Raw genomic sequence first — 16,160 nt, 5'->3', positions numbered from 1 at the left:
GCCGTTCATGAGCTTCGATTTCGATACCCTGCACCCCCGCCATGGCACCGGCAGCACCAAATGGAGCCGCTACCCCGAGGATGTCCTGCCGATGTGGGTGGCCGACATGGATTTCGCCGTGGCCGACGGCATCCTCCAGGCCTTGCGCCAGCGCCTGGAACACCCGCTGCTGGGCTACAGCGTGGCCAGCGACGAATTGCGCGATGCGGTGGTCGCCGACCTCTGGGACAAGTACGCCTGGCGCGTGCAGCCCGACGAGCTGATTTTCCTTCCCGGGGTCGAGCCCGGCTTCAACATGGCCCTGCACGCCTTCGTCAAACCCGGGCAATCGGTGGTGGTGCAAACCCCCAACTATCGCCCGCTGCGCCTGGCCCCTGGCAACTGGGGCCTGGACAAGGTCGAAGTGCCGTTCCAGCTCAACGCCGAGGGCACCTACGACACCCCGATGAATGCGCTGCGCCAGGCCCTGCAAGGCGCCGGCGCGATGCTCCTGAGCAACCCGCACAACCCGCTGGGCAAGGTCTTCCCCCGGGAAGAGCTGCAGGCGGTGGCCAACGCCTGCCTGGAACAAGGGGCGCTGATCATTTCCGACGAGATCCATGCCGAACTGTGCTTCGACGGCCGCCGGCACATCCCCACCGCGTCCCTGAGCCCGGAAATCGCCCGCCGCACCATCACCCTGATGTCGGCCAGCAAGGCCTACAACATCGCCGGGATGAAGACCTGCTTCGCCATCGTCCAGGACCCGGCCACCCGCCTGGCCTTCAACAGCGCCCGCGCCGGCATGGTGGACAGCGTCAGCCCCCTGGGCCTGGAAGCGACCCTGGCCGCCCTGACCCACGGTGGCCCCTGGCTGCAGGCGCTGCTCGGCTACCTGCAAGGCAACCGCGACTACCTGCTGCACGCGGTGCAGACCCGCCTGCCGGGCATCCGCATGCACGCCCCCCAGGGCACTTTTCTGGCCTGGCTCGATTGCAGCGCCCTGGGCCTTGCCGACCCCTACGCCTTCTTCCTCAAGGAAGCCAAGGTCGGCCTCAGCGCCGGGCTGGAGTTCGGCGACGACTGCGGGCAGTTCGTGCGCCTGAACTTCGGCTGCCCGCGGGCTTTGCTCGAAGAAGGCATCCAGCGCCTGCAAGACAGCCTGCAACGGCGCTGATCGCCGCCCCCATCCCCCCCGCCACCGCAGCCGCCAGGTTCCCGACCCTGGCGCTGCGCCCTCCTGGCCCGGCCTCGCAGCCACGCCCCCGCCCTGACGCGGATGGTGCGCTGACTCGCGCTCAACGGATCCATAAAACCGCCCCAATGGATCCATAATTCTCTTAAACCTCCAAAATAGCCGATTATCGAACACTAAATCCGCGCTTTTGTTTGACACCTCCAGAGCACGAGCCATTTAATGGATCCATTAAATAAAAACAACAAACGCCTGGAGAGACGTCATGTACCCCAAGAATGCCTGGTACGTTGCCTGCACCCCCGATGAACTACAGGGCAAGCCCCTGGGCCGGCAGATCTGCGGCGAACGAATGGTGTTCTATCGCGCCCACGAAGGCCGGGTAGCCGCCGTCGAGGACTTCTGCCCCCATCGCGGCGCCCCGCTGTCGCTGGGTTATGTCGAGAACGGCAACCTGGTGTGCGGCTACCACGGCCTGGTGATGGGTTGCGACGGCAAGACCGTGGAAATGCCCGGCCAGCGGGTACGCGGCTTTCCCTGCAACAAGACCTTCGCCGCGGTCGAGCGCTACGGTTTCATCTGGGTCTGGCCCGGCGATCAGGCCCTGGCCGACCCGGCGCTGATCCATCATCTGGAATGGGCCGACAACCAAGAGTGGGCCTACGGCGGCGGGCTGTTCCACATCCAGTGCGACTACCGGCTGATGATCGATAACCTGATGGACCTGACCCACGAAACCTACGTCCACGCCTCCAGCATCGGCCAGAAGGAAATCGACGAGGCACCGCCGCAGACCACGGTGGACGGCGATCAAGTGGTCACCGCCCGGCACATGCACAACGTCATGCCGCCGCCGTTCTGGCGCATGGCCCTGCGCGGCAACCAACTGGCCGACGACGTGCCGGTGGACCGCTGGCAGATCTGCCGCTTCACCCCGCCCAGCCATGTGCTGATCGAAGTCGGCGTGGCCCACGCCGGCCACGGTGGCTACGACGCCCCCGCGGCCTTCAAGGCATCGAGCATCGTGGTGGATTTCATCACCCCCGAAAGCGACACCTCGATCTGGTACTTCTGGGGCATGGCGCGCAACTTCAACCCCCAGGACCAGGCCCTCACCGCCAGCATCCGCGAAGGCCAGGGCAAGATCTTCAGCGAAGACCTGGAGATGCTCGAACGCCAGCAGCAGAACCTGCTCGCCCAACCCCAGCGCAGCCTGCTCAAGTTGAATATCGACGCCGGCGGCGTGCAGTCGCGGCGCGTGCTGGAACGCCTGATCGCCCAGGAGCGCGAGCCCCGGGAAGCGTTGATCGCCGCAAGCCGTTAACCCCCCCGAACCCGACAGCCAGCCGGCCCGAACGCGGCCGCTGGCGAGGACCGATGATGATCGACGTACTGGTGGTCGCGCGCCACAGCGAAGCCCTGGACATCTGCAGCTTCGAACTGGCCGCGGCCGACGCAAGCCCCCTGCCCGCCTTCAGTGCCGGCGCCCATATCGACGTGCACCTGGCCAACGGCCTGGTGCGCCAATATTCACTGTGCAATCACCCCGAGGAACGCCACCGCTACCTGATCGGCGTGCTCAAGGATCCTGCCTCGCGAGGCGGCTCAAGCAGCCTGCACCAAGAGCTGGAAGTGGGCGCGCGCCTACGCATCAGCGAGCCGCGCAACCTGTTCGCCCTGGCCCCCGGCGCGCGGCGCAGCCTGCTGTTCGCCGGCGGCATCGGCATCACCCCGATCCTCAGCATGGCCGAGCAGCTGGCCCACAACGGCGCGGATTTCCAGTTGCACTACTGCGCCCGTTCGGCCGAGCGCGCAGCCTTTGTCCCGCGCCTGCAGCAATCGCCGTTCGCCGAGCGGGTCAGCCTGCATTTCGACCAACAGCCCGAAACGGCCCTGGATATCGCACACGCCCTGGCCGCGCCAGCGGATGATCTGCACCTGTATGTCTGCGGCCCCGGCGGCTTCATGCAGCACGTGCTGGACAGCGCCCGAGCCCTGGGCTGGAAGGAACAATGCCTGCACCGCGAGTACTTCAGCGCCGCGCCCGTGGACCACGGCAGCGATGGCAGCTTCGCGGTCAAACTGGCCAGCAGCGGCCAGGTATTCCAGGTGCCGGCCGATCGCAGCGTGATCCAGGTGCTGCAGGACCAGGGCATCGAGGTCGCGATTTCCTGCGAACAAGGGATCTGCGGCACCTGCCTGACCCGGGTGCTGGAAGGGGTGCCGGAGCACCGCGACCTGTTCCTCACCGAGGAAGAACAGGCGTGCAACGATCAGTTCACGCCCTGCTGCTCCCGGGCCAAGACCCCGTTGCTGGTGCTCGACCTCTAGCGCCACTCACGGCGCGGGCAGGATCAGCTTCATGCGCTCATCGGCCACTGCCGAGCCGAAGATCTCGGCGTAGCGCAAGGTGGCGTTGGCATGCTCGCGCATCAGCGCTTCAGCCCGCGCGCCCTGGCCGTTGACCAGGGCGTCGAACACCGAATGATGCTGCATGTGGGCGTAGTTGAAGCGCCGGTATTCCCGGGCCATGTCCTGGCGGTCCACCGCCAGGGCGGTGACCGAGGCGAACGGCAGATGGTCGTTGCGCGCCAGGGCATCGGCGATCGCCGGGTTGCCGCTGCCTGCCACGATCACCTGGTGAAAACGCATGTTGAGGTCGTGATAGACCTCAAGGTCTTCTTCGTTGACATAGCCCTTGTCGAACAGCGCATCGCCCTCGACCAGGCAACGTTCGAGCATCGCCCGACCCTCGGCCGACAGCCCGCGTTCGGCGGTCTGGCGCGCCGCCAGGCCTTCCAGCACCCCGCGCACCTCCACCGCCCCGGCAATGTCCTGGGCGCTGACCGAACGCACCTGAAAACCGCGACCGCCGAAACGCACCAGCAGGCCTTCCTGCTCCAGGGTGCGAAAGGCCATGCGCACCGGCATGCGCGACACCCCGAAGCGTTCGGCGGTCGGCACTTCCATCAAGCGCTCGCCTGCCGCCAGCTCGCCCGAGGCGATCATCTTGCGCAGCGCGATCAGCACCGTTTGACCGGGTTTGCTCATCCGGGCAGCTTCCTGAAAAAAGGTGGGCGGCCATAGTAACGCAAGGCCTGCCACAACACGCCCCCCGACAACACTTGCAGCCGCTGCCGAACCCGCGAAGCTGCGCCAAGGTCGGCAGGACCTTGCCTGACGATCTCCCGCCGAACTTCTCGCGCCCTTGGAATCGCCGCGCCTGCTGCGTCGGAATGCCGCCCAAGCCGTTCGCCGCCTGCGGCAGCGGCTACAGGCTCGTCACAGCGACAGCGGGTAGCTGACGATCAGCCGGGTCTGGTCGAAGTCGCGGTTGAAGCTGCGCCGGGTGGTGGCGTTGTTCAGCCGCAGGCTGAGGTTCTTCAGGCTGCCGCTCTGCAGCGTGTAGCCGATCTCGCTATCGCGCTCCCACTCATGGCCATCCTTGCCGACCTTGGTGGTGGCGTTGTCGCCACGCCCGTAACGCACCATGGCCAGCAGTCCGGGAACCCCGGCAGCGGCAAAATCATAGTCGTAGCGCAGCTGCCAGGAACGCTCGCCGGCGTTGCTGAAGTTACCGTTGAACATATCGTTGCCCAGGGTCCGGCCGCTGCTGCCGTAGACCGACATCCAGGGGCTGTCGCCGCTGACCTTCTGCAACCCCAGGTACAGCGTGTGCCCGGCCCGCGCGGCGGAAAACAGAGCATAGGCGGTGTGGCTGTCGACCCGGCCGATGCGCGCGCTGCCATCGTCGCGGTCGATGAAGTAGCCCAGGTTGCCCCCCAGCACCCAGTCGCCCAGCGGCTGCTTGTGCTGCAGGTTGAAATAGCTCTGGCGGTAGATGTCCTGCAGTTGCGCATGCCAGAGCCCGAGCAGAGTGCGTTGCTGGTTGAAGCGGTAGTCGGCGCCCACGTAGTTGAAGCCATCGGACTTCACCCCCGGCGCGGCCCAGGCCGCAAGGTCCTGCATGTCCGACGAGTTGCGCAGGCTCACGGCCCGGTACTGCCCGGCCTGCAGGCCCAGGCCGTCGATCTCGCGGGACACCAGCATGGCCCCGCGAAATGTCTGCGGCAGCAGGCGGCCATCGTCATAACGCAGCAGCGGCAAATCCGGCAGCAGTTCGCCGAGCTTGAATTCGGTGGCGGAAATCCGCGCCTTCAACGCCACCCCGGCCCGGCCGAAATTGTCCGCCGCGCGACCGTCGTCATGCACCGGCAGCAACTCCGAACCGCTGACCTGGCGGCTGCTGTCGAGCTTGAGGCCGAACAGGCCGATGGCATCCAGGCCAACACCCACAGTGCCCGGGGTGTAGCCGGAACTGAACTTGAGGATGAAGCCCTGGGCCCACTCCTCGATTTGCCCCTTGGGCCCGTCGTGGTCGCGAAAATCCCGGTTGAAGTAATAGTTACGCAGCAGCAGGTCGGTCCTGCTGCCCTCGAAGAAACCGCTGTCGTCGCCAGCCCAGGAGGGGGCACACAGGGCCACGGACACACAAGCCCCAACCAGGGAGCGGCAGAGCATCGGATGACGACTGTTCATTATTATTGTTCTCCGTTTTTCATGGACGCAGCCGTGCCCCGACAGGCCGGAGACGGCCCGTCCATTCTCGGCTGCGTAAAAACCCGGCCAGGGCGGCCGGGGGGCTCAGGTCAGCCCGTCAGAAGGGATACTGACGCGGCCGGTGTTGCACGCTGATCCAGTGGTCGCGGGTGAACTCGTCGATCGCCCAGTCGCCGTTGAAGCGCCCCAGCCCGGAGTTCTTCTCGCCGCCGAAAGGCGCGTTGGCCTCATCGTTCACCGGCACATCGTTGATGTGGGTCATGCCCGCGCGCACCTGGCGGGCGAAGTTCACTCCGCGCTCCAGGCTGCCAGTGAACACCGCGCTGGACAGGCCGAACTCGCTGGCATTGGCCAGCTCCAGGGCGTGGGCTTCGTCCCGGGCGCGCAGCAGCCCCACCAGCGGGCCGAAGATTTCATGGCGTGCCAGGTCCATGTCGGCCCGCACCTCGCCGTAGACATGGGGCGCCAGCAGATTGCCGTTCACCCCGCCCTCGTACAGCGGCTCGGCGCCCTGCTCGCGGGCCAGGGCGATCTTGTCCTGCAGGCCCTGCAACTGACGGGTGTTGATCACCGGGCCGATCACCGTATCCAACGCTTGCGGATCGCCCACCTTGAGCTGCTTGACCCGGGCCACGAAGCGCTGGGCAAAGGCCTCGTAGAGGCGCTCGTCGACGATGATCCGGTTGATCGCCATGCAGATCTGCCCCTGGTGCAGGAACTTGCCAAACACCGCGGCATTCACCGCCTGCTCCAGGTCGACATCGTCGAGCACCACGAACGGGCTGTTGCCCCCCAGCTCCAGGGCCACGTGCTTGAGATGCTCGCCACCACTGGCGATACGGCCGATACCGCGCCCCACCGGGGTCGAGCCGGTGAAGGTGATCAACGCCGGCACCGGGTGCTCGACAAAGGCATCGCCGATCTCGCTGCCGGCCCCCACCACCACGCTGAACAGCCCCGCGGGCAACCCCGCTTCCTCGAAGATCCTGGCCAGCAACAGGCCGCCGCACACCGGGGTATCGCTGGCCGGCTTGACCACCACCGCGTTGCCCAGGGCCAGGGCCGGGGCGATGGAACGCTGGGTCAGGTGCAGCGGAAAGTTCCACGGGCTGATCACCCCCACCACCCCCAGGGCACTGCGGTAGACCCGGCTTTCCTTGCCCGGCACATCGGACTCGACAATCCGCCCGTGAACCCGCGCCGGGAACGACGCCGACTCCAGGGTAATGGCCCGCGCCGCGCCCCACTCGGCCAGGGCCTTGATCCGCGTGCTGCCGGATTCGCGGATGATCCAGTCGACGATTTCCTCCTGGCGCCGATCGAAAATCGCCACCGCCCGGTGCAGCACCGCCGCCCGCTGCGACGGCCCCAGGGCCGCCCACTCCGGCTGCACCTGGGCGGCCTTGGCATAAGCCGCATCCAGGTCGCTGCGGTTGGCCTGGGCCACTTCCAGCAACAGCGCGCCATCGAACGGATTGGTCACCGCCAGGGTCTTGCCGGCGGCTCCGGCACGCCACTGCCCGGCGATGGGTTGCAGATGCAGGTCGCGATAGACCGCGTTGGTTTCACTCATGAACAATCTCCTCATGGAACAGCATTCATAAACCGATACATCCCCCGCAAAACCGCCGGCGCCGGCTCGTGTAGGAGCTGGCTCGCCAGCGAAGACGCCCGCCAGAACAACACCAACCCCAACGCCCTCTTCGCCGGCAAGCCGGCTCCTACACGGCAGCGCGTTGTTCGATCAGCCGCAGCAGGCCAAGCAGGGTTTCGGTATGGGGCACCGCCACCCCCGCCTCCCGCGCCCGGGCCACGACCTGGCCATTGATCGCGCCGATCTCCGTGGGCCGTCCGGCCAGCACGTCCTGCAGCATCGAGGGCTTGTGGCCGCGATGGTTGTCCATGGCAAAGGCCACGCTGTCCAGGCAGCGCTGGGCATCCAGCACTATCCCCTGGGAGCCAGCCACAGCCACCACCTCCATGACGATGGCCCGGGCCAGCGCCACGCCTTCCGGCGCCGCGCCCAACTGACCCACGGTGCAGCCGGTGGCCGCGCACAGGCTGTTCAGCGCCGCGTTGAAGGCGACCTTCTTCCAGATCGAGGTCCAGACCTCGGGGTCTACCGCGCAGTTGAGCCCGGCCGCGTCCAGCACCGCCGCCACTTCAGCGCTGGCCTGGCGCTCGGCCTCGTCGAGGGCCAGCACCCGGACCATGCCCTGGCCATGGGAATGGACCTGCCCCGGGCCGAGCAGATCGGCCGGCCAGTTGGTCATGCCGATCAACACCTGCTGCGGGGCCACATGCCGCGACAGGGCCTCGGCGTTGCCCAGGCCGTTCTGCAGGGTCAGCACCCGGGTGTGCCCGGCGATATGCCCGGCCACGCTGCGCAAGGCGCTGTCGGTGTGCAGGGTCTTGGTGAACACCAGCAACAGCTCCGGGTGCCCGCTGGCCTGTTCCGGGCGACAGGCGTTCAGCCCCCTGATGCGCCGCTCACCGTGGTCGGTGGCCAGCAACAGGCCGTCGCGCTGGATGGCCGCCAGATGCGCGTCATTGATGTCCAGCAGCGTCACCTGCTGCCCGCTTTCCGCCAGCAGGCCGCCAAACAGCGAACCCATGGCGCCCGCGCCGAGAATGGTGATGTTCATCGAACCTCCTGATTGACTGGCCGTTTCAAGGACTGCGTTGCTGCCTGGCCCGGCAGGCGCCGGGGGATGTGCCGGCGCACGATCAGCAGCGCGAGCAAGGCCATGAGCATCACCGAGCCCAGTAGCGTCAGGTAGCCCACGGCGCCGCCGCGGGTGATCACCAGGGCGCCGGCGAAAGCACTGAGAATTGCCCCCAGGCGCCCGAAGGCCAGGGCCGAAGCGGTGCCGGTGGCGCGCACGCCGGTGGGGTAGATGAAGGCGCACAGCGCGTACATGGTGGACTGCACCGCATTGACGAACAGGCCGTGCACGCCGAAGCCGAAGATCAGCAAACCGGTGTGCTGATGGATATCCACCCCCTGCAACGCAAAGGCGCTGGCCGCGCCGCCGGCACAGCAGATCAGCAACGGCCAGAACGAGCCCCAACGGGTGATGGCCAGCGCACAGACCAGCGCGCCGATGACCCCGCCGAGGTTGTAGGCGGTCAACCCGGACCCGGCCACCGCCAGCTCCAGGCCCTCGGCCAGGAGCATGGTCGGCAGCCAGCTGAAGGCGCTGTAGACCGCGGTCAGGCACATGAAGAAGGCCACCCAGAGGGCCAGGGTGTCGCGACCGTAGCCCCGGGCGAACAAGGCGCGGAAACCGCCCTGCTTCTCGCTCTGCTGCTCCAGGGCATCGCTGTAGCTCACCCCTGGGGCCATGGGCCGTCCCATGCGCCCCAGCAAGGCGTTCAACTCGACCCAGCGCTGCGGTCGACGCGCCAGAAAACGCGGCGACTCCGGCAACGTCGCCAGCAACACCAGCCCCAGCACCATGGGCAGGCTGCCACCGATGAAGAACAGGGTGCGCCAGCCATACAGCGGCAACACCTGGGACGCGAACAACCCCGCCAGCATTCCGCCCAGGGGCACGCAGACAATGGTCGCGGTCACCGCCAGGGTGCGCCGCCGCGCCGGGGTGAATTCAGCGGTCACCGTGGTCGCGCTGGGCAGCGCGCCACCGATGCCCAGCCCGGCGATAAAGCGCAGCACCGCCACCGCCAGCGCATTGGGCGCCAGGCCAATGGCGCAGGTGGCCGCGCCGAACACGAACACGCTGGCGATGACCGCCATGCGCCGGCCGAAACGGTCGGCGAACAGCCCGGCACAAGCGCTGCCGATGCCCATGCCGATGAGCCCGGCCGCCACCGCCGGGGCGAACGCCTCGCGGGTGATGCCCCACTCCTTGATCATCAGCGGAATGGCGAACCCGATCAGTTGGCCGTCAAAGCCGTCCATGACGATGGACAGCGCGGCCAGGAGCACCACCAGCTTCTGCATGCCGGTGAAGGGGCCATGGTCGAGCAAGGTGCCGATATCGGCGTGGTTGGAAGTCGAACGCGCCGGTTGGGGCGCATGATCGATCGCTGCTGTAACCGAAGTCGTGTTCATAGCCACCTCTTTTTATTCTTCTGGTGAGTCCGCAGGTTGCGGTTGGCAAGGCCTTGTCGCCAGGCCCGGCGACAAGGCGGTCTTCAGGGTTCGATGGTCAGGGTCGGCACCTCAATCAGTACCGGGCGCTGGCCCGCCAGGGCCATGCCCAGGGCCTCGGCAAATTCCTCGCGGGTGTTGGCCTGCACCGAGTGCACGCCATAGCCGCGGCCGATGGCACAGAAGTCCAGGCCGGGCACGTCCAGTCCCGGCGCGTCATCGACCTGCAGGACCTCGGCGAACCAGCGCAAGGCGCCGTAAGTGCCGTTCTTGAGAATGATGAATACCACCGGGATCTGGTACTGGGCGGCGGTCCACAACGCGGTGATGCCGTAGTTGGCCGAGCCGTCGCCGATGATCCCGATCACCCGCCGCTCGGGCCGGGCCAGTTGCACCCCCACCGCCGCCGGCAGGCCGAAGCCCAGGCCGCCAGCCGCCGGGAAGTAGTAGCTGCCGGGCTCGCGCATCTCCACCCGCTGCCAGAAGGCGCCGACGGTGGAGGTGGATTCCTTGACATAGATCGCGTCCTTGGGCGCCAGCTCGTTGATCACATCGAACACGGTTTCCGGGCGCAGCAGGCCGCCGCTTTCCTCCTCCGGCGCCGGTGCCGGCAAGGCCGCCGGCTGTGGCCGGTCGCACTCCGGCAGCGCCCCGACCAGGGCCTGCAAGGTTTCGGCGATGTCCCCCACCAGCGCATCGCCCATCGGCGCGCGCGCCGCTTCGCCAGGGTCGCAAGTGATGTGCAGCAGCTCGGTACCCTCGGGCAGGTAGTCCCCCGGGGCGAACTGGTGATAACGGAACACCGGGGCACCCACCACCAGGATCAGATCATGCTCCGCCAGGCAGCGGCTGATGCCGGCAATGGCCGCCGGCAGCACCCCGCGAAAGCTCGGGTGGCGGGTCGGGAACGGGCAACGGGAGGCGGACGGCGCGACCCAGGCCGGCATGCCGAGTCTTTCCGCCAGTTGCACCGCCAGATGGTTGCTCTGGCTGCCATCCACATCCGGCCCCAGCACCAGCACCGGGTTGCGCGCCGCCACCAGACGCTGCGCCAGATCGCGCAATTGCGCCGCCGTGGGCAACCCGGCGCTGGCCACCCGGCGCCGGGCCAGATGCTCGACCCCGGCCGGCGCCGGACGGGCCCAATCGTCATAGGGAATCGACAGGTACACCGGGCCCTTGGGCGCCTGGCTGGCCATGTGGATGGCCTGGCTCAAGGCTCGGGGCACATCCTCGGCGCAAGCCGGTTCATGGCTCCACTTGACCAGCGGCTTGGGCAACTGCGGCGCATCGACGTTGGCCAGCATGGCCTCGACGCCGATCATCGAGCGCACCTGCTGGCCGGCGGTGATCACCAGCGGGCTGTGGGAGTACCAGGCATTGGTCAAAGCGCCCATGCCGTTGCCGGTGCCGGCCGCCGCATGCAGGTTGACGAAGGCCGGCTGGCCGCTGGCCAGGGCGAAGCCGTCGGCCATGCCGACCACCGCGCCTTCATGCAGGCCGAGGATGTAGCGGAAGTCTTCGGGAAAGCACTTGAGAAAGGGCAGTTCGTTGGAACCCGGGTTGCCAAACACCGTGGTCAGGCCGTGTTGCCGGAGGATGTCATAGGAAGCGCTATGGACGGTTTTCATAAGGACCTTGGCCGCTGCTTTTTAGAATTTGGGGTACTCTTGCAGCCGCACCGAAATTGATCAAATCGATACTATTTCTATCTAAAATAAGATCCATCTATATCCATGAGGCACCATGAGCCACATCGATCTGAACCTGATCCGCACCTTCGTCACCCTCTACGAAGCCCGCAGCGTGACCCTGGCCGCCGAGCGCCTGTTCGTCACCCAGCCCTCGGTCAGCTACGCCCTGGCGCGGCTGCGGGAGCTGTTCGACGACGGTCTGTTCAGCCGCAGCCGCGACGGCATCCAGCCCAGCCAACTGGCCGATGAGCTGTACCCGCCGCTGCGCGAATCCCTGACGCGGATCGAAAACACCGTACACAGCACCCGGCGCTTCGACCCGGCGACCACCGAGCGGCGCTTTCGCATCGCCCTCTCGGATCTCGGCGAAATGGGCTTTCTGCCGCTGATCCTGGCGCGCCTGAACCAGCAGGCACCGGAGGCCGAAGTCGAAGTCCTGCCGCTGCAGGTGGATCAGGCCGGCGAATGGCTCGGCAGCGCCAAGGTCGACGCGCTGATCTGCCGCAAGCCCCTGACCGGCACCCGCAGCCAGGTACTGATCCGCGAGCGCTACGTGTGCCTGCTCAGCGACCGCCACCCGCGCATCGGCCAGCACCTGAGCCTGGAACAGTTCCTCGCCGAGCGGCACATCGCCGTGACCCGCACCAGCGGCCACGGCAACGTCGAGGACGTGCTCAAGCAGATGAACGCCAAGCGCCGCATCAGCCTGCAGGTGCCGCACTTCTCGGTGCTGCCCAAGGTCCTGCCCGGCACCGACCTGCTGGCGGTGCTGCCGGCGCAGATCGCCCGCCTGTTCACCCTCGAAGGCGGCCTGCGGCAATTGGAACTGCCGTTCCCCGTGGGGGAGTTCGAGGTGTCCCTGCACTGGCACCCCAACAGCGACAGCTCCGCCGCCCTGACCTGGTTCCGCCAGACCGTGGCCGCGGCGATCATCGACGGCCAGTCTTGAAGCGGCGCCCGCAGGCGCCTCCAGCTCCGCGGCCCTAGGCCAGGGCCGCCTGCCTCTGCGGCGCCGGGCGCAGCAACAACAGGCAAGCCGCCGCCAGCACGAACACCACGGCAAACACCCCGTACAGGTGCAGCGGCTGCCAGCCGGCATCCAGCAGCACCCCGGCCACCGTGGGCGAGACAATCGCGCCAATGCGCCCGATGCCAATTCCCCAACCGACCCCGGTCGCCCGCACCGAAGCGTCGTAGACCGCCGGCGACAAGGCGTAGAGCCCGGCCACGCAGCCGTTGGCGAACAGCCCGATCAGTAGCCCCAGGCCCAGGGCCGCGGCAATCGACGAGGCACTGCCGACAAACAGCACCAGGAGCCCGGCGGTGAGCAGCATGAACAGCGACAGCACCCGGGTCAGCGGCCAGCGCGAAGACAAGCCGCCGATCAGCGCCGCGCCGAAGATCCCGCCGACACTCAGCAGCACCCCGCCGGTGATCCCCTGCTGCGCCGAAAGCCCGGCGGCCACCAGCAGTTTCGGGGTCCAGCTCATGACGAAGTAGAAGCCGAACATCACCAGGAAAAACAGCAGCCAGATCAGCAGCGTGGTGCGCCGCATCGGCCCGGCAAACAGCTGGCCGAAGCCGCTGCCGGCGCCCTCCTCGCGCAGCGCCGCGGCGGGCAACCGCGCCAGCGGCGGGTGGCCCAGGCGCCGGGCCAGGCGATTGACCCGCAACAGCGCATCGGCCGGGCGCCGGGCCAGGAGAAAGTCCAGGGATTCAGGGAGCCAGAGCAGCACCAGGGGGATCACCAGCAAGGTGACGATGCCACCAAACACAAACACCGAGCGCCAGCCCCAATGGCTCAGCAGCCACACCGCCAGCAAACCGCCCAGGGTCGCCCCCAGGGCATAGCCGGTGGATTGCAGGCTCACCGCCAGCCCGCGCCAGCGGCGGCTGGCGTATTCGGCGGCGATCACGTTGCTGCTGGCCAGGATGCCACCGATGCCCAGCCCGGTGAGGCCGCGCAACAGCGCCAGTTGCAACGGGCTGTGGCTGATGGCCGAAAGCAGCATGCCGACACCGGACAGCAACAGGCAGCCCAGAATCAGTGGCCGGCGACCGAAGCGGTCGGCCCAGGGCGCGATAAACAGCGAACCGCCGGCCATGCCGAACAACCCGGCACTGAGCAGCAGGCCGATCTGCGCACCGTTGAGTTGCCACTCGGCGGACACCGAGGCGGCGGTGAAGGCCATCACCAGCACATCGAAGCCGTCGATCATGTTGAGGACGATGCAGATGCCGATCGCCAGGCACTGGAAGGCGCCCATCGGCCCCTGTTCGAGCCGTTGCTTGAGATCGTGGTTCATGGGCGCACCTGCCATTCGGCTACAAGCCGAAGCGCAACAGCCAGCGAACCTGTGCACGCAGAAAGCCAGCGCGCGCCAGCCAGGCGGCTGCACGCCGTCGATAAGACATTCATGACGAAACCCTTTTTGTTGTTTTTATTACGGACGGTCAGGAGGGCTCCTGCCATCGCCAGGCCGCCAATAAAACGCCTAATGGATCCAATAACAAGAGAGAAACGGGTTGAAATGGCTGAGCAAAGGGCCCCAGGCCCACCATGCTCGGGGTTAATTTCCATAGGGATCAAATGCTTAGGTGCCCGACAAGGCATCGGGATTAGCGGGCGATTATCGACCAGCACCGTTCAGGCACGCGCTGAGCCCCACTACCAGGCTCATTGCCAAGCAAGCCTGTGGCGAGGGAGCCTGCTCCCGTTCGATGGTGCAGCCAGCGCAAAGACTGCTGGCGCGCCGGGCCTGAAAACGCTCGGAGGCCGCAGATGGGGGGCGCTGCGCACCCCAGCGGGAGCAAGCTCCCTCGCCACAATATTGGATCCAATAGCCTGCATCACCTCAGATAAAGGCCAACTCCGCCCGGGCGCTGCGTACCGCCGTCATTCGCTGTTCGACCTGGGGCAACAGGTAGCTGAAAAAGAACTTCGCCGTCGCAAGCTTGGCCCCCCGCAGCGGGTCGCTCTCGGGCAGCCTGCGCGACACCCGGGCCGCCCGGGCCCAGGCCAGCGCCAACAGGCTCAGGCCACACAAGGCGAGAAAATCCCCCGCCGCGCGATACGGGTACTCGGCATCCTCCAGCGCCCACTGTTGCACCTCGGCCACCAATGCCTGCAACGCCTCGGCCAGCTCCGCCAACGGCCGGGCAAAGCCCGCGCATTCGGCTACGGCGGCGCCCTGCCCGGCCTCATCGCGCAGTTGCTCAAGCAACAGCGCGAAGCCCTGCCCGCCATCCCCCAGCACCTTGCGCAACAGCAGGTCGTTGGCCTGAATCTCGTTGCTGCCTTCGTAGATCATGGCGATGCGACTGTCGCGCAGGGTCTGCTCGATGGCGAACTCGGCGACGTAGCCGTAGCCGCCGAAGACCTGCAAGGCGTTGCTGGCCTGGCGAAAGCCCTGCTCGGTAAAGAACGCCTTGATGATCGGCGTCAGCAATTGCGCCAGCTGATCGGCCTGGTGCCGGACCCGCGGTTCGGGGTGATGCTCGGCCTGATCCAGCAGATGCGCGGCCCAGTAGCCGATGGCCCGCAAGCCTTCGCTGGTGGCGCGCAATTCCAGCAGCACACGGCGCATGGCCGGGTGGTAGCGAATCGGGTCGGCGGCCTGGGCGGCGACACCGGCGGGCCGCAATGGCGCGCGCATCTGCTGGCGCTCGCCGGCGTAGTCCCGGGCGTTCTGCCAGGCCGCTTCGACATGCCCCAGGCCTTGCAGGCCAACGTGCAGGCGCGCCGAATTCATCATCACGAACATCGCCGCCAGACCGCGATTGGCCTCACCCACCAACCAGCCCTGGGCCGCCTCGAACACCAGGGCACAGGTGGCGCTGCCCTTGATGCCCATCTTGTGCTCGATGCCGTCGCAGCGCACGCCGTTGTCCTGGCCCCGCTCCAGGCGCTTGGGCACCAGGAACAGCGAGATCCCCCGGCTGCCCTCGGGCGCGTCCGGCAACCGGGCCAGCACCAGGTGCAGGATGTTGGCGGTGAGGTCGTGCTCGCCACCGGAGATGAACAACTTGCTGCCGCTCAGGCGATAGCTGCCATCGGCTTGCGGCTCGGCCCGACAGCGCAGCAGGCCGACATCACTGCCGGCCTGGGGCTCGGTCAGGCACATGGTGGGCAGGCTTGCGCCGCTGATGATCCCAGGCAAGTAGCGCTCCTGGAGCCAGGGCGCGCCATGGGTCTTGAGGCACAGGTAGGCGCCGTGGGCGATGCCGGTGTACATGGCCCAGGCATGGTTGCTGGCGTAGAGCATCTCTTGCAGCGCCGCGTCCAGCAACTGCGGCAGGCCCTGGCCACCCAGGGCCTCGGCACAGGCCAGGGCCGGCCAGCCGCCCTCGACATAGGCCCGATAAGCCTGGGCAAAACCCTGCGGGGTGCTGACCTGCCCGTCCACCCACTGGCAGCCCTGGCGGTCGCCACTGGCGTTCAGCGGGGCCAGCACGCCCTGGCTGAAACGCGCGGCCTCCTCCAGCACCTGCAGCGCCAGGGGCAGGTCCAGCGCCGCGAACGCCGGGTTCCGGCGCCACGCTTCGGGCGCCTCCAGCCAGTGTTCAAGGACAAATTGCATATCGCGCAGCGGCGCCTGGTAGCTCCACATGGGGACAC

Annotated in this window: 12 protein-coding genes; 4 read left to right on the top strand and 8 right to left on the bottom strand. The window is 67.3% G+C overall.

All coding sequences use genetic code 11. From position 1 onward, the window contains the following. Window positions 1–7 precede the first annotated feature (7 nt). The 3 genes from BLV47_RS12800 to BLV47_RS12790 all read left to right on the top strand — a co-directional run bounded on the left by BLV47_RS12800 (window position 8) and on the right by BLV47_RS12790 (window position 3,505). Window positions 8–1,156 (top strand): MalY/PatB family protein, encoded by a 1,149-nt coding sequence (locus BLV47_RS12800; protein WP_092314063.1) that lies wholly within the window; start codon window positions 8–10, stop codon window positions 1,154–1,156. Window positions 1,157–1,439: 283 nt separating this feature from the next. After that, entirely contained in the window at window positions 1,440–2,498 is a 1,059-nt protein-coding gene (locus tag BLV47_RS12795) for an aromatic ring-hydroxylating dioxygenase subunit alpha (RefSeq protein WP_092314061.1), read from the top strand. Between the two features lie 56 nt (window positions 2,499–2,554). Further along, on the top strand, window positions 2,555–3,505 hold the full coding sequence (locus BLV47_RS12790) for a PDR/VanB family oxidoreductase (protein ID WP_092317216.1): 951 nt from the start codon (window positions 2,555–2,557) through the stop codon (window positions 3,503–3,505). Between the two features lie 6 nt (window positions 3,506–3,511). Here the strand turns inward: BLV47_RS12790 and BLV47_RS12785 are convergent, their stop codons facing one another. The 6 genes from BLV47_RS12785 to mdlC all read right to left on the bottom strand — a co-directional run bounded on the left by BLV47_RS12785 (window position 3,512) and on the right by mdlC (window position 11,479). After that, window positions 3,512–4,225: a GntR family transcriptional regulator gene (locus BLV47_RS12785; RefSeq protein ID WP_092314059.1), complete on the bottom strand. Its 714-nt coding sequence runs from the start codon at window positions 4,223–4,225 to the stop codon at window positions 3,512–3,514. A 231-nt stretch (window positions 4,226–4,456) separates the two neighbouring features. Next, entirely contained in the window at window positions 4,457–5,713 is a 1,257-nt protein-coding gene (locus tag BLV47_RS12780; RefSeq protein ID WP_092314057.1) for an OprD family porin, read from the bottom strand. Between the two features lie 118 nt (window positions 5,714–5,831). After that, window positions 5,832–7,307: an aldehyde dehydrogenase family protein gene (locus BLV47_RS12775; RefSeq protein ID WP_092314055.1), complete on the bottom strand. Its 1,476-nt coding sequence runs from the start codon at window positions 7,305–7,307 to the stop codon at window positions 5,832–5,834. A 148-nt stretch (window positions 7,308–7,455) separates the two neighbouring features. After that, complete coding sequence (locus BLV47_RS12770) at window positions 7,456–8,379, bottom strand: ketopantoate reductase family protein (protein WP_092314053.1); 924 nt, start codon at window positions 8,377–8,379, stop codon at window positions 7,456–7,458. Then, a complete protein-coding gene (locus BLV47_RS12765) occupies window positions 8,376–9,809 on the bottom strand; it encodes an MFS transporter (protein WP_092314051.1) in 1,434 nt (477 codons plus the stop codon). Before BLV47_RS12765 ends, BLV47_RS12770 begins: the two co-directional genes overlap by 4 nt. Window positions 9,810–9,892: 83 nt before the next feature. Then, complete coding sequence (gene mdlC / locus BLV47_RS12760) at window positions 9,893–11,479, bottom strand: benzoylformate decarboxylase (protein WP_092314049.1); 1,587 nt, start codon at window positions 11,477–11,479, stop codon at window positions 9,893–9,895. Between the two features lie 115 nt (window positions 11,480–11,594). On the opposite strand from mdlC, the gene BLV47_RS12755 reads away from it, so the two are divergent. Continuing rightward, the gene (locus BLV47_RS12755) at window positions 11,595–12,491 is read left to right on the top strand and encodes a LysR family transcriptional regulator (RefSeq protein ID WP_092314047.1); all 897 of its coding nucleotides are present in this window, start codon (window positions 11,595–11,597) and stop codon (window positions 12,489–12,491) included. 34 nt (window positions 12,492–12,525) lie between these two features. Here BLV47_RS12755 and BLV47_RS12750 read toward each other — a convergent pair whose 3' ends face one another. Continuing rightward, window positions 12,526–13,848, bottom strand: coding sequence for an MFS transporter (locus BLV47_RS12750; protein WP_092314045.1), 1,323 nt, complete (start codon window positions 13,846–13,848; stop codon window positions 12,526–12,528). 549 nt (window positions 13,849–14,397) lie between these two features. Beyond that, window positions 14,398–16,152 carry an acyl-CoA dehydrogenase gene (locus tag BLV47_RS12745; protein ID WP_092314043.1) on the bottom strand — a complete coding sequence of 585 codons (1,755 nt, stop codon included), beginning with the start codon at window positions 16,150–16,152 and terminating at the stop codon, window positions 14,398–14,400. Window positions 16,153–16,160: the final 8 nt, after the last annotated feature.

Source organism: Pseudomonas saponiphila (genome assembly GCF_900105185.1).
Classification (GTDB): domain Bacteria; phylum Pseudomonadota; class Gammaproteobacteria; order Pseudomonadales; family Pseudomonadaceae; genus Aquipseudomonas; species Aquipseudomonas saponiphila.
Note: the sequence above shows the minus strand (reverse complement) of the source record. Positions and strands in the feature narration are given on the sequence as shown.